The sequence below is a fragment of the Rhodococcus sp. PSBB066 genome (assembly GCF_017068255.1).
In the GTDB taxonomy this organism is placed as follows: domain Bacteria; phylum Actinomycetota; class Actinomycetes; order Mycobacteriales; family Mycobacteriaceae; genus Rhodococcus; species Rhodococcus aetherivorans.
In genome coordinates, this window is record NZ_CP070859.1 from 5,551,429 (window position 1) to 5,569,148 (window position 17,720).

The window sequence follows — 17,720 nt, forward strand, 5'->3', positions numbered from 1 at the left end:
GTGGTCCTGCCGGGCACGCTCGTACCCGTGTGCCAGGTACCCTACCGCCGGGGTGTGGCGCGACCTTCAGGACTCGTCGGGGCGCACCACCATGACGGGGCACTGCGCGTCGCGGATCAGCGAGTTGCTGGTGGAGCCGAGCAGCATGCCGGTGAAGCCGCCGCGGCCGCGGCTGCCGAGCACCAGCAGCTGCGCCTTCTCCGACCAGGCCAGCAGGTGGGCGCGCGGCCCGTCGACGTACACCTCGCGACGCACGTTCACGTCAGGGTAGCGGTCGTGGAACCCGGCGAGGCGCTCGGCGAGCAGGGCCTGCTCGGATTCCGCGAACGCGTTCGGATCGATCGAAACCTCCACGGCCTCGTCGAAGGTGCCCCGCCGCATGTCGCTCCACACGTGCACCGCGACGAGGTCGACGCCGCGCAGGCCGGCCTCCTCGAACGCCGCGCGGACGGCCTTCTCGCTGAGGGGGCTGCCGTCGACCCCGACGACGACGGGCCGGGTGTCGGGCAGGGTCTCCGGAGCCTTGCCGCGGACGACGACGACCGGGCAGCGACCGTGGCTGGCGACGGACACCGGGGTGGAGCCGAGCAGTGCCTCGCCCACCCGGCCGGTGCCGGAGGAGCCGAGCACGAGCATCCGCGCGCGGGCGGACAGGTCGATGAGCCAGCGCGCGCTGCCGGTGGCGGCGAGCCGGGTGGTGATCTCGAGTGCCGGCGCGACGGTGCGGGCGACCTCCTCGGCGCGCTGCAGCAGCGTCTTGCCCTCGTCCTCGACCCATTCGAAGACCTGTGCGGTCTGGATGAACGGCGCCCCGCTGTAGCCGCTGGGGGCGAAGTCGAGAGCGTGCACGATGTGCAGCGGCAGCCCGCGGTCGGCGGCCGTCGCGGCGGCCCACCGGACGGCGTCGTCGGAGGCCGGGGATCCGTCGATCCCGACCACCACGGTGTTCGAGCGCACCGCCTCGTCGTGCGTGGGCTCGTGGTGCGCCTTGCTGCCTGGGAACTTCACGTCGGTCACCGCTCTCGTCGCAGGGATCGTCCTCGGGGTCGAGGTTAATCCGCTCCCCTGGGGGCAGGAATGGTCTTTGGTCCCTCTCCGGGAAGTCCGGAGCCACTGGCCCGGTAGCGGGGATGCGGCCACAATCGTAGGCAGAGGAGGCGCATCATGTCCGGTGGACCGATCCGCATGGCGGGGCCCGCGGCCCACAAGGTCCGCGCGGCGGACGTGATGAGCACGCCGGTGCTGGCCGTGACGGTCGACGCCACCCTGGAGCGGGCCGGGGAGGTGCTGGCCCGCAACGGCTTCACCACCCTCCCGGTGGTCGACGAGCACGGCCGGCTCTGCGGACTGATCACCGAGGAGGCGCTGGCGGGGGCGCATCTGGCGCGCCTGTCGATGTACGCAGACCTGCCGCTCGTCACCGCGATCCGCCGGCCGCTGACGGTGCGGGCGGTGGCGTTGCCGCCGGTGGCCCTCGACGCGGACGCCGAGCTGTTCGACATCGCGCGGGCGATGCTGCAGATGCGGCTGCGGTCCGTGCCGGTGGTGCGCGACGGCAGGCCGATCGGAATCGTCAGCTGGCGCAATATCCTTCCCGTGCTCGAACGCTGACGCACGGAAGCGATCTACGTCACATTAAATTGTCATTTCAGATACCAATTATCTAGTCTCAGGTCATGCAACTCACCCAGTTCACCGATCTCGGACTGAGAGTTGTCATGTACCTGGCGGCCGCCGCGCCCGACAGCTCCCCCAGCACCAAGCGCGTCGCCGAGCAGCTGCAGCTGTCGTACGCACACACCACCAAGGTGGTCGCACGATTGAGCGAACTCGGCGTCGTCACGACCCGCCGCGGCCGCGGCGGCGGACTGACCATCACCGAGCTCGGCCGGGGCGCGTCCGTCGGATGGCTCACCCGGCAACTCGAAGGCGACGGCGAGGTCGTCGCCTGCGAGGGCGACAAACCGTGCCCGCTGCGGGAAGGATGCAGCCTCCGCGGCGCACTGCGCCGAGCCCAGGAGTCCTTCTACGCGGCGCTCGACTCCGTCACCGTCGCCGATCTCACCCGGGCCCCCACCCGCACCGTCCTGCTCGATCTCACCCGCCCCGCCGTCTGACCGCACGGTTCCACAGCCCGGAACCGGCCCAGCCCTACCCGAAACGGAGTTCACGATGCCGCTCTCAGCCGAGTCCAAGGAAGTTGTCCGCGCCACCCTCCCCGCCGTGGGTGCCGCCATCGGCGACATCACCCCGCTGTTCTACAAGAAGATGTTCGCCGCGCACCCCGAACTCGAGCGCGACCTGTTCAACCGCGGCAACCAGAAGCAGGGCGAACAGCAGAAGGCCCTGGCCGGCTCCATCGCCGCCTTCGCGACCCTGCAGCTCGATCCCGACCCGGCCCGGGTCGAGGCGATCCTGTCCCGCATCGCGCACAAGCACGCCTCCCTCGGCATCAAGCCCGACGAGTACTGGATCGTCCACAAGCACCTGTTCGAGGCGATCGTGGAGGTCCTCGGCGAGGCCGTCACCCCCGAGGTCGCCGCGGCCTGGGACGAGCTGTACTGGCTGATGGCCAACACGCTCATCAAGCTCGAGGACGACCTGTACAAGGCCGCGGGCGTCGCGCCGGGCGACGTGTGGCGCACCGTCCGGGTCGCCGAGCGCCGGCACCAGTCCGCCGACACCGTCTCGTTCGTCCTGACCTCGCTCGACGGCGCTCCGCTGCCCGCTTTCCGTCCGGGACAGTACCTTTCGGTGGGCGTGAAGCTGCCCGACGGGGCCCGTCAGATCCGCCAGTACAGCCTGACCAACGCGCCGGCCCAGGGCGACTGGCGCATCACGGTCAAGCGGATCGTGGCGACCACCACCCCCGACGGCACCGTCGCGCCGGCCGGTGAAGTGTCGAACTTCCTGTACGACAACGTCTTCGAGGGTGACGAGTTGCAGGTCACCACCCCGTTCGGCGACCTGGTGCTGCCCGACGACGGCGCCCCGCTGCTGCTGGCCTCCGCCGGCATCGGCTGCACCCCGATGATCGGCATGCTCGCGCACCTCGCGGAAACCGGTGACGAGCGCAAGGTTTCGGTGCTGCACGCCGACCGCTCCGTCGCCAACCACGCGCACCGGCACGAGCTGGCCACCCTCGTCGAGCGCATCCCGTCCGCCGAGGTGCACCGGTGGTACGAGGACCTCGGCGCCCGCGAGCCGCTCGAGACCGTGCGCGTGGGCCGGGCCGACGTGTCGGACCTGCCGCTCGACCCGAACACCAAGGCGTACCTGTGCGGTCCGCTGCCGTTCATGCTCTCGCTGCGCGAGGCCCTCATCGAGCGCAACGTGCCCGCCGAGAACATCCACTACGAGGTGTTCGGTCCCGACAGCTGGGCCCCGAACGCCTGAGTCGCCTCCGACCGTGCCCCGGCCCCCGCGGCCGGGGCACGGTCGTCTCCACGATCCGGCGCTAGGCTCGCTCGCATGGACGATGCTCCGGCCCCCGCCGGCGCGGGCCGCACCCGCCGGGCCGGCCGGATCGGACTGCTCGTGCTGCTCCTCGTCGGGCTCGCGGCCACGCTGCGGACCCCGGCGTCACCCGCACCGGCCGACGCTCCCCCCACCGCGTTCAGCGCCGTCCGCGCGACGACCCACGTCGAGGCGGTGGCCGCGCGGCCGCGCACCCCGGGTTCGGCCGGCCATGCCGAGGCCCGGGAGTACCTGGTCCGCATCCTCGACGACCTCGGCTGGTCCGTCCGCGTCGACGACGGCGTCGGCTGGTCGGCCACCGCCGTGCAGGGCACCCAGCGGGGCGGCCGGGTCGCGAACGTCGTCGCCACCCTGCCCGGCACCGACCCCACCGGCACCGTCGTGCTCGCCGCGCACTACGACACCGTCGCCGGCTCCCCCGGCGCGGGCGACGACGGGATCGGGATCGCCACGATGCTCGAGGCGGCCCGCGCCCTGACCGCCGGCCCCCGCCCCCGGAACGACGTCACGGTGCTCGTGACCGACGGCGAGGAACGCGGCCTGCTCGGCGCCGAGGAGTACACGCGGCGGCAACCGGCCGACGCGAGGCCGACGGTGGTGCTCAACCACGAGGCCCGCGGCAACGGCGGGATCCCCGTCACCTTCCGGATCTCCTCCCCCAACGCGGGTCTCGTGGGTGTGCTGTCCGGCGTGCCCGGCACAACCGCGGACTCGTTCACCCAGACGGCGTTCGAGTTGCTGCCCAACGACACCGACTTCCGCCGCCTCACCGAGGCCGGCATGCACGTCGCGGACACCGCGATCGCCGGCGGCGGCGCCTACTATCACAGTCCCCTCGACACCCCGGACCGGCTCGACACCGCGTCGCTGCAGCGCATGGGAGAAACCACCCTTGCTGCGGCACAGCGGTTCTCGTCCGCCGACCTGGCAGTGCTCGGCTCGGGGGGCGACGACGTCGTCGTCACGCTGCCCTGGGGGCCGGTGCACTACCCGCGCCCGCTCGAGATCGCCCTGACCGCGCTGCTCGCCGCCGTCACCGGCGCCCTCGCGGCCCGGCGGATCCGGGACGGTGCCGCCTCGGCGGGCCGTCTCGCGGCGTCGGGCGGGATCTCGATCGCCGTGGCGGCCGCGGCGGCGGGCGCGGCGTTCGTGCCGTGGTGGCTCGCGCTGCGGATCGCTCCCGGTCAGGCCTCGGCGGTCCTGCGCGAGCCGTACCTGCCGGTGCCCTATCAGGTCGCCGCGGCGGCCGCGGCCGTCGCCGTCCTGCTCGCGGCGTATCCGCCTGTGCGCCGCCGTGTCGGCCCTGCCGCGTTCGCGACGGGCGCGCTGCTCGCCGTGACGGTCACCGCCCTGGCCGCGCTGCCCTTCCTCGGCGTCGCGACCGTCCTGGTGCTGCCGGCGCTGCCCGCGGCGATCGCCGCGCTCGTCGTGGACCTGCTGCCCACCGATCGGCGCGGGTGGCGGACGCCGGTGACGCTGGCCGGGACAGTTCCGGCGGTCGTGGTGCTCGTGCCCGCCGCGGTGGCGTCGTTCGACGCCGGTCTGCTCACCGGAGCGCCGCTCGCGGGGGTGTTCGTCGCGGTGCTGTTCGCGCTGGCGCTGCCGCTCGTCGACGCCGCCGGCGCGCCGTCGCAGCTGCGGCTCGCCGCGATCGCCGCCGCGGGGGTCGTGCTCGTGGCCGCGCCGGTCGGCGGCTGGGTCAACCGCGACGGCGCCACCCCGCCGCGGCAGGAACAACTGCTCTACGCGCTGAACGCGGACACCGGTGCCGCCGTGTGGGCGTCGCCGCGCGCCCCCGCCTCGGCCTGGAGCCGCGCCCTGCTGACCGAGGAGCCGGCCACGCTGCCGGACGCGTTCCCGTGGCGCAGCGAGACCAGGTTCGCCCACGGGCCCGCGCCGGTCGCGCCGCTGCCCGCGCCCGGGCTCGCCGTCGTCGCGGACGTCACCGACGGCGACGAACGGACGCTGACCCTGCGGCTGACGTCGCCGCGCGGGGCGCCGACGATCGGGCTGTGGGTGGACGGGACGTCCGCGGCGGTGCGGGAGGCGGTGGTGGCCGGGCGGAGCGCCGCGCCTGCCGCGCCGTTCGGGTTCCTGTTCTCCGGGACCCCGGCCGAGGGCATCGAGGTGCGGCTGACCGTCGCCCCGCGCGACGGCGCGGTGGTACTGCACGTCGCCGACGTCACCGACGACCTCACCGTCGTCCCGGGCTACACCGCTCCGGACGACCGGGCCGTGGTCACCCCCGCGGTCGCGGTGACCCGCACCGTCCGGTTGTGATCATGCCGTGCCGAGCGGCCACTCGTGAACGGGCTTGCCGCCCAGCATGTTCCGGATGTAGTCACGCATCATTCCGTGCAGGGCGGTGCGCCGGTCGGCGCCGGCGTCCTCCCGTTCGACGACCTGCGCCCGCTGCCACGCCGCCCCGGTCTGTCGGTTCAGGCACCGGCCTTGGATGATGCCCAGGTACCGGTCCCGCGCCTGCTGCGACAGCCCGAAGGCGGTCAGGCCCGCGTCCGCCATGGGCAGCAGCCGGCGCAGCACGAGTTCGTCGGCGCCCACCCAGCCCAGGCCGGGCCAGTACAGCCGCGCGTCGAGGCCGTACTTGGCCCCGATCCCGAGGTTCTCGCGGGCCGCGTCGAAGCTCATGAACCGGCACAGCGGCACGTCGGCGTCGACGAGGGCGCGCAGCGCCCCGTAGTAGAACGCGGCGTTGGCCATGATGTCGAGCACCGTTGGGCCCGCCGGCAGCACCCGGTTCTCGAGCCGCAGGTGCGGGTGCTCGTCGGCGACGTCGTAGACGGGCCGGTTCCAGCGGTAGATGGTGCCGTTGTGCATCTGCAGCTCGCGCAGCCGCGGAATCCGGCCGGCATCGAACTCGGCGATCGGATCGACGTCGGACACCTCGGGCAGCAGCGCCGGGAAGTACCGCGAGTTCTCCTCGAACAGGTCCGTCACCGAGTCGATCCAGCGCTCGCCGAACCACACCCGCGGCCGCACCCCCTGATTCTTCAGCTCCTGGGTGCGGGTGTCGGTGGCCTGCGCGAACAGCGGGATCCGGCTCTCGTGCCACAGCGCCTTGCCGGCGAGGAACGGGGAGTTCGCGGCGAGCGCCACCTGCACCCCGGCCAGGCACTGAGCGGCGTTCCAGTGGTCGGCGAAGTCCTCCGGCGCCACCCGCAGGTGCAGTTGCAGCGACGTGCAGGCCGCCTCCGGCACGACCGAGTTGGCGTCGGCCCGCAGCTGTTCGGCGTCGTCGCGGCCGGGGAGGGGCACGCCGTCGAGATCGAGCTCGATGTCCTCCCCGCGTGCGGCGAAGATCTGCTCGTTGAGGGCCTCGTAGCGCGGGTTGGCGGTGATGCGCTCCCGGTCGAGGTGGGCGAGCTCGAGCGTGGGCAGCATGCCGATCATGACGAGCTGGGCGTCCTGCCGGTGCATCCGCGTGTCGGCGCGGCGCAGCGACTCGCGCAGGGTGTTCTCGATGTCGAGGGTGGCGTCACCGGCGAACGGCCCGGGGTCGACGTTCATCTCGACGTTGAACTGGCCCAGCTCGGTCTGGAACACGGCGTGATCGTCGATCGCCTGCAGGACCTCGAGGTTGCACATGGCCGGTTCCATGTCGTCCTGGACGAGGTTGAACTCGATCTCCATGCCGAGCAGCGGCTCCGGCCGTTCGCGCGCGTCGGTGAAGGCGCCGTCGCGCAGCATCCGGTCCAGGGCGGCGAGGCAGGCCTGCACCTTGGTGCGGAACTCGCGCCGGTCGGCGCGGGTGAAGGAGCGAGCCTTGATCTGCGTGCCCATGGAGCCGTGTCCCTCTCCCCCGCTAGGTGATGATTCGTCAGCCTAGCGGCCGAGCGACCGCAGTTGGGGGCGAGCGTCAGACGGCGCGGTAGCTGCCCCAGTCGGCGACGACGCCGCGGGTGCTGAGCCAGGCGTTGGGGTCGGTCTTGCCGCCGGCCTGGTCCCACACCTCGAAGTGCAGGTGCGGGCCGGTGGACCAGCCGCGGTTGCCGACGGTGGCGATCTGCTGACCGGCGGTCACCCGCTGACCGGCACTGACCTGGTAGGTGTCGACGTGGCCGTAGACGGCGGTGGTGCCGTCGTCGTTGAGGACGCGCACCCACTGGCCGTAGCCGGAGGCGGCGCCCGCGTCGAGGACGGTGCCGTCGGCGGCGGACTTGATCGGCGTGCCGATCGGGGCGGCGATGTCGATGCCGCCGTGGTGGCTGCCCCAGCGGGGGCCGAAGTCCGAGGTGAGCGTGCCCGAGACGGGCTGCACGGTGGCAGGCTTGGCGGGGTTGAGGTTGTTCAGCCAGCCCTGGCCCGCGGCGAACTGGTCGACCAGGGTGTCGAGCTCCGGCGGCAGGGCGGGAGCGGCGGCGTGCTCGTGGCCGTGCTCGTCGGCCGGGGCGGGCGCACCGGGCAGCTGCGGGAGCTCGAAGCCCTCGGGCAGCAGGCCCTGCGGCACCTCGAACGGCAGGGTGCCGGTCTGGGCGGGGGCGGGCGCGGCACTGGCCGTGCCGGCGGCGAGCTGGGCACCCACGGCGAAGAAGGCGCCGGTGGCGGCGGCCACGGTGGCGGCCTTCACGGGTGCCGACGGACCGGTGGGCTCGACGCGGTGCCGGCCGCGGCCGGAGGACGCACCGGACAGATCCATCTCGAAGGTGGTCGCCTCGTCGCCTGCCCGCTGGTGCCGTCCCACAGTTGCTACCTCATCCGTCGTCCGTTGCGCGCCGGGTGTGCCCGGCCGTTTCTGGCGACTCAAAGTAACAAAACGATATAGGGCAGCGCCAACGTTACGTTTCGGACACTTCTGCGGTGGGTACCGACGGCGACCCGGCGGCAGCCCGGCCGGATGCAGCCCTGCCCCACCCGCGTGAACTGCGGAAACACCCTCCTGGTGCGCGCGGGCGGGTCGGGACGTCCGCCGGGTCCGGCGGCTCCCGGCGCCGCCTCGCGCGCATACAGAACCGCGAGGAGACGTCGGCAGTTATGTGATTGTGATCACAGCGAAGCGCCCGGCGCGTCAGCCTATGTACGCGATGGGCGCCTCGGGGATGTAGTCGACGCACGAGAGCAACGGGGTGGGCGACGGGCTGAGGTAGCCGGTGTCGAATGCCTGGATGCGCTGCTCGGCGGTGCCGTGGGTGCGCTCCGGCCCCTTGTCCTCCCCCACCGCGGCGAACGCCCGGCCCAGCGACGCCAGGTCGGTCTGCTCGACCGTGACGCCGAGGTCGCGTTCGGAGTACGCGACGAAGGCGCCCGATCCACAATCGGCCTGGTTCTCGTAGGGGATGGCACTGTTGGGTTCGGCCGGGTCGGGCTCCGGCAGTGCCAGCATCGTCTGGAAGTGATGCGTCACCTCGTGGCTCAGCACCGCGGCAATGGCGATCTCCCCGTAGCCGTTCACGAGGTCCATCGCCGCCTTCTCGCCGATGTAGAGGCTGCGGTCGGCCGCGCAGTACATCAGCGAGTTCTCGTCGTAGGCGCAGCCGGGCGCCGCCTCCCCCGACTTCCCCGCCGCCACCGAGTAGTAGGCGGCGGGATGCGGCATGTCCTGGTACGTGGCATCGATCCACGACTCGATCGACGGAAGGAAGCACTGCACATACGGTCCCATCGCGTCCGTCGTGTACTGCCCGGTGCTCCCGGCGGCGAACGGACACTCCGCTGTGGGCGAAAGCTGTTGCAGGGCAGACTCGTCCTCCGCGGCGGCCGGAGCGACGGCACCCAGGGCGGGCACCACGGCGGCGACGGCCACGGCGGCGAAGCGGATCGTGCGCGAGATCGAGCGAGGCATGAGTACTCCCGGGGACGAGGATTCGGCGTGCGGATCCACCCTCCGGCACGCCACCGCCGCACTCCAGGGCTCTTCGGGCTGCACACCGCACCCCGAGGGGGACGGTTCCCCACCCCCGGGGTCACTGGCCGCACCTCCGGCCGAATGTCACCGGCCGCAGGTCACCTGCCGCACCTCCGGCCGAATGTCACATGCGTTCGGTTGGATTGACGGCGTGTGACATTCGGGTGCACGACCGGGCGGGAACGGCGATCGCCCTCACGGGCGCCGCGATCTACGGGTCGAGCTTCCGCACCCCGGCCCCTGCTGTCCGCCTCGCACGCCTCCGACCAGGCCTGGACCGTCACGTGGATCGCCGTCGGCGCGGCGGCGGCGCTCGCCGTGCCGCTGGTTCCGCGACCGTTTCACACCGGCGCCGCGATCCCGGCTACACTCACACCGCGCATCGAATCGGCACCGCCGGTCCACCGCGCGCCGCCCTCGTAGCTCAGGGGATAGAGCACGGCTCTCCTAAAGCCGGTGTCGCAGGTTCGAATCCTGCCGGGGGCACAAGAGACCGCTGGTCGAGCTCACCCGCAGCCGCTCTCTACGGACCGCCACTCGCGGGAAGCGGGCGAACCAGCGCGATGCCCCTGCTCCAGCCGCTCGATCAGTCCGCCTGCACGCCAGGGGCGATGTCCAGCCGTAGATACGACTCGACGCCGAACAGTCGGTGCATCCTCCTCGATGCCGACGACACATGCGGTTCCGCCTCCGCCGCCGGCACGATCACGGGAGCGACGGCGTCGTAGCGCACGCCCTCGCGCTCGAGGACGCAGCCCCCGCCCGCCAGAACGTTGCGGCACCAGTCGACGTCGGTGCCGTAGGGCAGATGGATGAAAAACGACTGTCCGGATCGTTCCGCCCACACCGGGGTCACGTATGGCCATCCGGATGTGCGACCCACGTGATGCACCGCTGTGACCGTCTTCCCTCCCCTCTTCAAGATCACCGGGTTGAGGACGACCTTGTTGTACCGGCGCAGGGCAGTCAATGCCGGCTTCCAGCGCGAGCGCCACACGACGACACGGATCACCGTGAAGACCGTGTCGACGACGAGCACGACGCCGCCGAACACCCACTCCGCCAGTCGCCGGAGCGTTGCCTTTTCGGTCACGGGTCCGCCCTCTCGCTCAGGAGGAATCTCGACCCGGATCGCTGCGTGGCGGCGAGCGGTCCACGGCACCCGGCCCGTCCTCGGAGTTCGCCCACCGGAGGAACCTCGCCGCGAGGTCGGCACGGATCTCTGCGAGAAAATCGCCGTCCCGGGCGTGATCCAACTGCTCGACAGTGTCCAGTTCAGCCCGTACCGTCGCGGCCTCGTCGCCCCGAAGGCTCGCGATCCACCGTTCCACCGGGCCGGGCGGTGCGGGAACCGGACGGGGTACCACCACGTACTTCTCGAATACGTTCCGGAACCGCTCCCAGCATTGCTGTTCCTGCTGCAGAAGGAACCACGGCCATTCGACGATCCGGCCCTGGAGGCACACCTTCTTCGAGGGACCGTACTCGAGCGGATTCCACTGCGGCGGACGCGTGAACACGACCTGCAGGTCCACACAGTCCTGATCGCTGCCGGGCGTGCTCATCAGCGAAATGGTGTGCAGGTTCCTACCGTCTCCGGGACACCGGTATCGGATCGTCGGCGCTCCTTGGCACGGCGCATAGTAGCCTGCCGGCGATATCGCCGCGCCGTTCACGATCCAGCCGACGGACAGGTCGTCCTGGCCGTGCTCGAAGGACATCAGCACGGTTTCGGAAAAATCGACCCGACGCCCCACCCAGACACCGCGACGACAGAGCGACGGCGTCTTCGTGTAGTCCTCGATCACGAAATGCCGCCCGGCTTCCGAACGTTCCCGGGACTTCTCGACGAGCGGGTAGGTCATCGTTCCCCCTCTCGGCTGCCTCGACTCAACGGTAGATCGAGGAGCGGACCGGGGAGGCGGTTTCGCCCTGCGGGATGAGGCCCTCTCAGCGACGGGTCGGCTGGACAGCGGATCGCTGCCTGCTCATTCCGCGTCTCCGCGCTCCGCGTGTGCGGCCTGCTCCGCGGCCACGGCCGCGGCGACGTGCGCTTCGGCGGCCGTCTTGTCCACGCCGAGACCGGTGAGGACGCCGTTTCCGTCCTCGTATTCGAGGAGGGCGAGGAGGATGTGCTCGGTGCCGATGTAGTTGTGCCCGAGACGAAGTGCCTGCCGGAACGTCAGCTCCAGGGCCTTGCGCGCACGCGCGTCGTAGGGGATCAGGTCGGGCACGTCCCCGGCCGCCGGCGGGAGCTTCTCCACCACGGCGCGACGGACCGCGTCCGGCGAGACGTCCTGCGCGACGAGCGCGCGGACCGCGAGGGCGTCGGGCTCGCTCAGCAGACCGAGGACGAGATGTTCGCAGGTGATCTCGGCGTTGCCGGCCGCCCGGGCCTCGTTCTGTGATGCCATGACGACGTTACGGGCGCGTTCGGTGAATCGGCTGAATCCTTGTTCGGGATCGAGATCGGCAGAACCCTTGGGCACGAAGCGCTTCTGGGCCGCCTGCTTGGAGACGCCCATGCTGCGCCCGATGTCGGTCCAGGACGCGCCGGAGCGGCGGGCCTGGTCGACGAAGTGGCCGATCAGATGGTCGGCGACCTCCCCGAGATGCTCGGCGGCGAGGACCGCGTCGGTCAGTTGTTCCAGGGCGTCGGTATGCACCTTCTTGATGGCATCGATGAGGTCGTCGAGCCGGACGGGATTGCTCATGGGTACCGGGTTCGTCATTCGTCAACCATAGGTTGACGCACTCATGGTCGTCAATGCCCGGTTGACGATCGATCCGGTGCACCTCGCCGGCACCGCGAGGCGGGTACTGTCGTCGCATGGACCCCGACGTCCGCGCTGGTCACCGGGCCGATCGCCGCCCGCGGCGCGAGCCGATGATCGCGCCCAGCCTGGCCTCGGGCGACCTGGCGCGCCTGGCCGACGAGGCGCGGGCCGTGGCCGGTGGATCCGATCGGGGCGCGGACTGGCTGCACGTCGACGTGATGGACGGACACTTCGTCCCCAACATCACCTTCGGGGTGCCGGTCGTGCGGTCCCTCGCCCGGCACACCCCGCTGCCGCTCGACTGCCACCTGATGATCGAGGATCCCGACCGGTGGGCGGTCGACTACGCGGAGGCGGGCGCGCACAACGTCTCCGTGCACGTCGAGGCCGTCCGCGACCCGGTCGCTCTCGCCGGCCGCCTGCGCGACGCCGGCGCCCGCGCCGGTCTCGCGCTCGCGCCGCAGATCCCGCTCGAGCCGCACATCGGCACGCTCGCGCACTTCGACACGCTCCTGGTGATGAGCGTGCCTCCGGGATTCAACGGCCAACGGTTCATCCCCGAGATGCTCGACAAGGTGCGCGCGGCGCGACGCCTGGTCGACGCGGGGGAACTCGACGTGCTCATCGAGGTCGACGGCGGGGTGAACCTCGACACCATCGGGGCTGCCGCGGCGGCCGGCGCCGACTGCTTCGTGGCCGGCACGGCCGTCTACGGCACGGACGACCCGGCCCGCGCCGTGCGCCTGCTGCGCGAGAAGGCCCGGGCGGCGTACGGGAGACCGTGACGAGCGGGAGACAGGACGAACGGGCGACAGGACGAACACGGGAACAGGCGCCGAGAGACATCTCGGCGCCCGTTCTCGAGTGACGGCTCAGCTCCCCAGCGCGTCGATCGCTGCCTGCAACCGCCGGGCGGCCTCGTCGGCGACGGGCTGCAGCCCGGGATCCTCGGCCACCTGCACCATCAGTTGCGGGTTCATGGCCTCGACGTGCACCAGGCCGGCGTCCTCCGGATCGCGCCGGACGACGACGTTGCACGGCAACAGCAGCCCGATCTGCCGATTGACCGATACGGCCTGGTGTGCGAGCGGCGGGTTGCACGCCCCGAGGATGACGTACGGCTCCATGTCGACGTCGATCTTGGTCTTCAGGGTGGCCTGCATGTCGATCTCGGTGAGCACCCCGAAGCCCTGGTCCTTCAGCGCCTTGCGGGTGCGCTCGACGGTGTCGCCGAGCGGGGCGCGCAGCGTGGTGGCGAGAGCGAGTGTCATGCTGCTCCTTCGTGGTTCGCTGTTGTCAGGCGAGCGCGAGGAAGAGCTTCTCGAGTTCCTCCTCGGTCAGCTTGTCGACGCAGGTGTCGTCCTGCTCGTCGAGGACACACTGCCGCAACCGGGTGGCGACGATCTTGAATCCGGCCCGGTCGAGGGCGCGCGAGACCGCGGCGAGCTGGGTGACCACCTCGCGGCATTCGCGCCCGTTCTCGATCATGGAGATCACGCCGGCGAGCTGGCCCTGTGCGCGGCGCAGCCGGTTGAGCACCTGGGTGGTGGATTCTGCGGCATTCACGGTGTTAACTGTCATGGTCGGCCCCTTCATACTGAAGATGAACCCATCATACCCGGTGGGGTATTCCCGTGCCCACATTCCGGCTCGGCGCCGATTCCCGGACCTCGGGCCGGTCGACCCGGCGATTCCTTCAGCGGCGACCGCCCTTGACCACCCGCTCGCCGGCCCGCTCCCAGGCGATCATGCCGCCGCGCAGCGAGGCGACGGGCGCCTGCGCCGCCGGGGCGAACATCCGCGCGGCGCTCGCGGAGCGCATGCCCGAGTGGCACACGAACACCACCGGCCGGTTGCGCACGATCCGCGCCGCCTTCGTCGGAACCTGGGAGAGTTCGCAGTGCTGCGCGACGGGCGCGTGCCCGGACCGGTACTCGGCGGCGGAGCGCACGTCGACGAGGACCGCCCCGCCGTCCAGCAACTCGCGCGCCCGGCCGACGCCGACGGACTCGTAGGGCTTGGCGAAGCGCGCCTTGATCTTCTCGAGCAGGCTCATCGGGTTCCGCCCTGTTCGGCCGGGTGACCGGCGCGCAGCCAGCCCTTGGTGCCGCCGGCGACCGAGACCGCGGACCGCCCCGACGCGGACACGATGTCCGCGCCGCGCAGGCTGCGATTGCCGGAGGCGCAGATGACGTAGACGAGGTCGGTCCCCGGGATCTCGGCGAGACGGGAAGCGAGTTCGCCGAGCGGGATCCACTGGGCACCGGGCACGTGCGCCTGCTCGTATTCGTAGTCCTCGCGCACGTCCACGACGGTCGCGCCGGACTTCCACTCGTCGGCGAATGCAGCGATGTCGATTTCCCTCATTGTCCACTCCTCGGCCCACACCGGTGGGCATCGTGCCGTCGTTCGAGGTTCATACCCCATGGGGTACTGCATACCCTAGGGGGTATATCGGAATCTGTCCACCGTCTCCGCCGGACGACCGGCGCTTCGGCCCGGCGCGTGGGCGCTTCCGTGTAGCGTCCGAGACGATCCCGCCCGACGCACCAGTGAGGAATCGCCGATGAGCGACGGACCCGTGGCGCCGCAGCCCGGCGCGGGCCGTGCCCGCCAGAACGTCATCTACCGGGCAGGAGTGCTCGGGCGCACCCCCGCGGTGCCGACCGACTTCGCCGGCCTGGAACGCCTGGCGCGACGGAAGACGAGCCGGCGCGGCTGGGCCTACATCGCCGGGGGCGCCGGCGAGGGCGCGACGATGCGCGCCAACCGCGAGGCCTTCGACCGCTGGAAGATCGTCCCCCGCGTGCTGCGCGACGTCTCCCGCCGGGACCTGAGCGTCGAGCTGTTCGGCCGCACCCTGCCCGCCCCGGTCCTGCTGGCGCCGGTCGGCGCCGCCGAGCTCGCGCACCCCGACGCCGACGTCGCGATCGCTGGCGCGGCGGCCGAACTCGGCGTGCCCTACATCTTCTCCAACCAGGGCTGCGCCCCGATGGAGGAGAGCGCCGCGGCGATGGGAGACTCCCCGCGCTGGTTCCAGTTGTACTGGAGCAGCGACGACGACCTCGTCGACAGCCTGCTCGCCCGCGCGAAGACGATCGGCGCGGACGCCGTGGTCGTCACCCTGGACACCACCCTGCTGGGCTGGCGGCCCCAGGACCTCAACCTCGGATCCTTGCCGTTCGCTCGCGGCGAGGGCATCGCCCAGTACACCTCGGACCCGACGTTCGTGCGCATCGTCCGCGAGCGCATCGCGGCCGCCGCCGGCGCACGACCCGAGGTGGAGGTGACCCTAGGCGCGATCAGGACACTGCTCTCGATGAGCCGGCGCTACCCCGGCCGCCTCCTCGACAACCTCCGCTCCCCCGAGCCCCGGGCCGCCGTCGAGACCTTCCTCGACATCTACTCCCGGCCCTCCCTGACGTGGACGGAGATCGAGTCGCTGCGCGAGCGCACCGATCTTCCCGTGCTGCTCAAGGGCATCCTCCATCCGGACGACGCCCGGCGCGCCCTCGACGCCGGGGCCGACGGCATCATCGTCTCCAACCACGGTGGCCGCCAGGTGGACGGCGCGATCGCCTCGCTCGACGCCCTGGTCGGCATCGCACCCGCCGTCGACGGCCGGGTACCGGTGCTGCTCGACAGCGGAATCCGCACCGGATCGGACGTGTTCAAGGCGCTCGCCCTCGGCGCCGACGCGGTCACCGTCGGCCGCCCGCACCTGTACGGGCTGGCGGTGGGCGGCCGCGAGGGGGCCCGCGACGCCGTCGCGAACATCATCGCCGAGTTCGATCTGACGCTCGGGCTCAGCGGGCTGACGTCGGTGAAGGAGATCACCGCGGACGCGCTTACGCGCACGTGACCGACGGGCGACGCGTGATGCCGATCTTCGACGCCCACTTCCATATCGTCGACCCCCGCTTCCCCGTGACCCCGAACGAGGGATACGTGCCGCCGGCCTTCACGGTCGCCGACTATCTCGAGCGGGTCCGCGGGCTCGGCGTCACGGGTGGCGCCGTCGTGTCCGGCTCCTTCCACGGCTTCGATCAGGGCTACCTGCTGGACGCGCTGGCCCTCCTCGGCCCCCGCTTCGTGGGCGTCACCCAACTGCCGGCGACCGTGACCGACACCGAGATCGCCCGGCTCGACGAGGCCGGCGTGCGCGGGATCCGGTTCAACCTGCGCCGCGGCGGTTCGGAATCCGCCGCCCACCTCGACTCGCTCGCGCGGCGGGTCCACGACGTCGCCGGCTGGCACACCGAGTTGTACGTCGACGCCCGCGAACTGCCCGCGCTCACCGGGACCGTCGCCGCCCTGCCCGCGGTGAGCATCGACCATCTGGGCCTGTCCGCGGCCGGACTGCCGCACCTGCTGGACCTGGTCGACCGCGGGGTCCGGGTCAAGGCGACCGGGTTCGGCCGCGCCGACTTCGACGTCGCCGCCGTTCTGCGCGCCGTCGCCGACCGGAACCCGCACGCCCTGATGTTCGGCACCGACCTGCCGTCCACCCGGGCGCCGCGGCCGTTCACCGACACGGACGTCGCAGTGGTCACCGATGCACTGGGCCCGGACCTCGCCGCGCGGGCGCTGCACGACAATGCCGCGCAGTTCTACCGCGTGCGTTGACATCCCCGGCAAGCAAGATCTCCGAAACGTCGTATGCTCCGCCGTTCGCGATCTAGACTCGGGGGCGTCATTCGGTGCGCGGGGCGCGCCGCCGGCGGGGCGCGGCGGTCGGCACCCGGACGTGACATTCCGATCACAGGAGCATCAGCATGAGCGCCGCCCGAACCACCCGAGCAATCCTCGCCACCGCCGCACCGATCGCGGCCGCCGTCCTGTTCGCCGGCAGCGCCGGCGCCGCACCGCCCCAATCCCTCGGCACGGCACTGACCTTCGGGTGCCTCAACCAGGGCAGCCTGGCCTCGATCACGGCGGTCACCGCGCAGGCCGGCCCGGAGGCGAACCCCGCGATCGCCCCCGGTCACGTACTGTTCTCCACCGCACCGGGAATGGGCCCCATGCCCGCTGCGGGGCAGGTGTCGGTCGCATGGCTCAATCAGAGCACCGGCCAGGCGGGGATCGTCGACCTCGAGGGGACGTACCCGAACCTGGCGAAGGTGGTGAACACCGGCCCGGGCACCGTGCTCACCACCGTATTCGGTTCGGTGAACCTGAGCAGCGGCCCGATCTGCAATTCGACACCGGCCGCGGGGACGGTGACCGTCGGCTGACGGTGCCGGAGTTCAGCGCGGGCTGTACATGATCAGCGCCACGCCGAGCAGGCACACCAGGGCGCCGGCCACATCCCACCGGTCGGGGCGGAAGCCGTCGACGATCATCGCCCACACGAGCGATCCGGCGACGAACACTCCGCCGTAGGCGGCGAGGATGCGACCGAAATTCGCATCCGGCTGCAGCGTTGCCACCATTCCGTACCCGCCGAGCGCAATCACACCGGCGCCCACCCAGATCCAGCCGCGCTGTTCCCGGATTCCCTGCCACACGAGCCAGGCACCGCCGATCTCGAACAGGGCCGCGACGACGAACAGGACGAGGGACTTCGCGATGCTCACGCGAAGTACCCTACGGCGCTGCACGGC

20 protein-coding genes and 1 tRNA gene are annotated in these 17,720 nt (G+C 71.6%); 9 read left to right on the plus strand and 12 right to left on the minus strand.

What is annotated here, in order from left to right; genetic code table 11:
- Positions 1-66 precede the first annotated feature (66 nt).
- Positions 67-1,017, minus strand: a complete 951-nt coding sequence (locus JYA75_RS25260) for a universal stress protein (RefSeq protein ID WP_029541943.1) — start codon at positions 1,015-1,017, stop codon at positions 67-69.
- A 147-nt stretch (positions 1,018-1,164) separates the two neighbouring features.
- Between JYA75_RS25260 and JYA75_RS25265 the strand changes: the two genes are divergently transcribed.
- The 4 genes from JYA75_RS25265 to JYA75_RS25280 all read left to right on the plus strand — a co-directional run bounded on the left by JYA75_RS25265 (position 1,165) and on the right by JYA75_RS25280 (position 5,757).
- On the plus strand, positions 1,165-1,611 hold the full coding sequence (locus tag JYA75_RS25265) for a CBS domain-containing protein (RefSeq protein ID WP_006933276.1): 447 nt from the start codon (positions 1,165-1,167) through the stop codon (positions 1,609-1,611).
- Between the two features lie 65 nt (positions 1,612-1,676).
- On the plus strand, positions 1,677-2,117 hold the full coding sequence (locus JYA75_RS25270) for an Rrf2 family transcriptional regulator (protein WP_006933279.1): 441 nt from the start codon (positions 1,677-1,679) through the stop codon (positions 2,115-2,117).
- A gap of 55 nt (positions 2,118-2,172) precedes the next feature.
- A complete protein-coding gene (locus tag JYA75_RS25275; protein ID WP_006933281.1) occupies positions 2,173-3,396 on the plus strand; it encodes a globin domain-containing protein in 1,224 nt (407 codons plus the stop codon).
- Between the two features lie 75 nt (positions 3,397-3,471).
- A complete protein-coding gene (locus JYA75_RS25280) occupies positions 3,472-5,757 on the plus strand; it encodes a M28 family peptidase (RefSeq protein ID WP_185713774.1) in 2,286 nt (761 codons plus the stop codon).
- Here the strand turns inward: JYA75_RS25280 and JYA75_RS25285 are convergent, their stop codons facing one another.
- The 3 genes from JYA75_RS25285 to JYA75_RS25295 form a co-directional block, all read right to left on the minus strand.
- Positions 5,758-7,278: a glutamate-cysteine ligase family protein gene (locus tag JYA75_RS25285; protein WP_006933285.1), complete on the minus strand. Its 1,521-nt coding sequence runs from the start codon at positions 7,276-7,278 to the stop codon at positions 5,758-5,760.
- A 76-nt stretch (positions 7,279-7,354) separates the two neighbouring features.
- Positions 7,355-8,179, minus strand: a complete 825-nt coding sequence (locus JYA75_RS25290) for a M23 family metallopeptidase (RefSeq protein WP_029541940.1) — start codon at positions 8,177-8,179, stop codon at positions 7,355-7,357.
- 324 nt (positions 8,180-8,503) lie between these two features.
- On the minus strand, positions 8,504-9,277 hold the full coding sequence (locus tag JYA75_RS25295) for a neutral zinc metallopeptidase (protein ID WP_203329511.1): 774 nt from the start codon (positions 9,275-9,277) through the stop codon (positions 8,504-8,506).
- A gap of 476 nt (positions 9,278-9,753) precedes the next feature.
- On the opposite strand from JYA75_RS25295, the gene JYA75_RS25300 reads away from it, so the two are divergent.
- Positions 9,754-9,826, plus strand: a tRNA-Arg gene (locus tag JYA75_RS25300).
- A 100-nt stretch (positions 9,827-9,926) separates the two neighbouring features.
- On the opposite strand, the gene JYA75_RS25305 is transcribed toward JYA75_RS25300, so the two are convergent.
- From JYA75_RS25305 to JYA75_RS25315, 3 genes are all read right to left on the minus strand, one after another.
- The gene (locus JYA75_RS25305; RefSeq protein ID WP_239010495.1) at positions 9,927-10,433 is read right to left on the minus strand and encodes a nitroreductase family deazaflavin-dependent oxidoreductase; all 507 of its coding nucleotides are present in this window, start codon (positions 10,431-10,433) and stop codon (positions 9,927-9,929) included.
- 16 nt (positions 10,434-10,449) lie between these two features.
- Positions 10,450-10,905 (minus strand): hypothetical protein, encoded by a 456-nt coding sequence (locus JYA75_RS28955; RefSeq protein WP_231385869.1) that lies wholly within the window; start codon positions 10,903-10,905, stop codon positions 10,450-10,452.
- Positions 10,906-11,328: 423 nt separating this feature from the next.
- Complete coding sequence (locus tag JYA75_RS25315) at positions 11,329-12,072, minus strand: Clp protease N-terminal domain-containing protein (RefSeq protein WP_029541936.1); 744 nt, start codon at positions 12,070-12,072, stop codon at positions 11,329-11,331.
- A gap of 98 nt (positions 12,073-12,170) precedes the next feature.
- On the opposite strand from JYA75_RS25315, the gene rpe reads away from it, so the two are divergent.
- Positions 12,171-12,902 (plus strand): ribulose-phosphate 3-epimerase, encoded by a 732-nt coding sequence (rpe, locus tag JYA75_RS25320; RefSeq protein WP_029541935.1) that lies wholly within the window; start codon positions 12,171-12,173, stop codon positions 12,900-12,902.
- An 87-nt stretch (positions 12,903-12,989) separates the two neighbouring features.
- On the opposite strand, the gene JYA75_RS25325 is transcribed toward rpe, so the two are convergent.
- The 4 genes from JYA75_RS25325 to JYA75_RS25340 form a co-directional block, all read right to left on the minus strand.
- Positions 12,990-13,388 (minus strand): DUF302 domain-containing protein, encoded by a 399-nt coding sequence (locus JYA75_RS25325; protein WP_029541934.1) that lies wholly within the window; start codon positions 13,386-13,388, stop codon positions 12,990-12,992.
- A gap of 25 nt (positions 13,389-13,413) precedes the next feature.
- The gene (locus JYA75_RS25330) at positions 13,414-13,698 is read right to left on the minus strand and encodes a metal-sensitive transcriptional regulator (RefSeq protein WP_037201469.1); all 285 of its coding nucleotides are present in this window, start codon (positions 13,696-13,698) and stop codon (positions 13,414-13,416) included.
- A gap of 115 nt (positions 13,699-13,813) precedes the next feature.
- Entirely contained in the window at positions 13,814-14,173 is a 360-nt protein-coding gene (locus tag JYA75_RS25335; RefSeq protein WP_006930269.1) for a rhodanese-like domain-containing protein, read from the minus strand.
- On the minus strand, positions 14,170-14,484 hold the full coding sequence (locus tag JYA75_RS25340; RefSeq protein WP_006930266.1) for a rhodanese-like domain-containing protein: 315 nt from the start codon (positions 14,482-14,484) through the stop codon (positions 14,170-14,172). The genes JYA75_RS25335 and JYA75_RS25340 overlap by 4 nt, the downstream gene beginning before the upstream one ends.
- A 199-nt stretch (positions 14,485-14,683) precedes the next feature.
- Between JYA75_RS25340 and JYA75_RS25345 the strand changes: the two genes are divergently transcribed.
- From JYA75_RS25345 to JYA75_RS25355, 3 genes are all read left to right on the plus strand, one after another.
- A complete protein-coding gene (locus JYA75_RS25345; protein WP_006930265.1) occupies positions 14,684-15,979 on the plus strand; it encodes a lactate 2-monooxygenase in 1,296 nt (431 codons plus the stop codon).
- A 17-nt stretch (positions 15,980-15,996) separates the two neighbouring features.
- On the plus strand, positions 15,997-16,743 hold the full coding sequence (locus tag JYA75_RS25350; RefSeq protein WP_037201466.1) for an amidohydrolase family protein: 747 nt from the start codon (positions 15,997-15,999) through the stop codon (positions 16,741-16,743).
- 149 nt (positions 16,744-16,892) lie between these two features.
- Complete coding sequence (locus tag JYA75_RS25355) at positions 16,893-17,351, plus strand: hypothetical protein (protein WP_043797747.1); 459 nt, start codon at positions 16,893-16,895, stop codon at positions 17,349-17,351.
- A 12-nt stretch (positions 17,352-17,363) separates the two neighbouring features.
- Here the strand turns inward: JYA75_RS25355 and JYA75_RS25360 are convergent, their stop codons facing one another.
- On the minus strand, positions 17,364-17,693 hold the full coding sequence (locus JYA75_RS25360) for a YnfA family protein (RefSeq protein ID WP_029541928.1): 330 nt from the start codon (positions 17,691-17,693) through the stop codon (positions 17,364-17,366).
- Positions 17,694-17,720 lie beyond the last annotated feature (27 nt).

Excerpts from the sequence above, each read along its gene's own strand:
- JYA75_RS25315 (WP_029541936.1), bottom strand. The coding sequence starts at position 12,072 with ATGACGAACCCGGTACCCATGAGCAATCCCGTCCGGCTCGACGACCTC.
- JYA75_RS25330 (WP_037201469.1), bottom strand. The coding sequence starts at position 13,698 with ATGACAGTTAACACCGTGAATGCCGCAGAATCCACCACCCAGGTGCTC.
- JYA75_RS25275 (WP_006933281.1), top strand. The coding sequence starts at position 2,173 with ATGCCGCTCTCAGCCGAGTCCAAGGAAGTTGTCCGCGCCACCCTCCCC.
- rpe (WP_029541935.1), top strand. The coding sequence starts at position 12,171 with ATGGACCCCGACGTCCGCGCTGGTCACCGGGCCGATCGCCGCCCGCGG.
- JYA75_RS25335 (WP_006930269.1), bottom strand. The coding sequence starts at position 14,173 with ATGAGCCTGCTCGAGAAGATCAAGGCGCGCTTCGCCAAGCCCTACGAG.
- JYA75_RS25350 (WP_037201466.1), top strand. The coding sequence starts at position 15,997 with ATGCCGATCTTCGACGCCCACTTCCATATCGTCGACCCCCGCTTCCCC.
- JYA75_RS25340 (WP_006930266.1), bottom strand. The coding sequence starts at position 14,484 with ATGAGGGAAATCGACATCGCTGCATTCGCCGACGAGTGGAAGTCCGGC.
- JYA75_RS25295 (WP_203329511.1), bottom strand. The coding sequence starts at position 9,277 with ATGCCTCGCTCGATCTCGCGCACGATCCGCTTCGCCGCCGTGGCCGTC.
- JYA75_RS25280 (WP_185713774.1), top strand. The coding sequence starts at position 3,472 with ATGGACGATGCTCCGGCCCCCGCCGGCGCGGGCCGCACCCGCCGGGCC.
- JYA75_RS25355 (WP_043797747.1), top strand. The coding sequence starts at position 16,893 with ATGAGCGCCGCCCGAACCACCCGAGCAATCCTCGCCACCGCCGCACCG.
- JYA75_RS25265 (WP_006933276.1), top strand. The coding sequence starts at position 1,165 with ATGTCCGGTGGACCGATCCGCATGGCGGGGCCCGCGGCCCACAAGGTC.
- JYA75_RS25325 (WP_029541934.1), bottom strand. The coding sequence starts at position 13,388 with ATGACACTCGCTCTCGCCACCACGCTGCGCGCCCCGCTCGGCGACACC.
- JYA75_RS25345 (WP_006930265.1), top strand. The coding sequence starts at position 14,684 with ATGAGCGACGGACCCGTGGCGCCGCAGCCCGGCGCGGGCCGTGCCCGC.
- JYA75_RS25270 (WP_006933279.1), top strand. The coding sequence starts at position 1,677 with ATGCAACTCACCCAGTTCACCGATCTCGGACTGAGAGTTGTCATGTAC.
- JYA75_RS25285 (WP_006933285.1), bottom strand. The coding sequence starts at position 7,278 with ATGGGCACGCAGATCAAGGCTCGCTCCTTCACCCGCGCCGACCGGCGC.
- JYA75_RS28955 (WP_231385869.1), bottom strand. The coding sequence starts at position 10,905 with ATGAGCACGCCCGGCAGCGATCAGGACTGTGTGGACCTGCAGGTCGTG.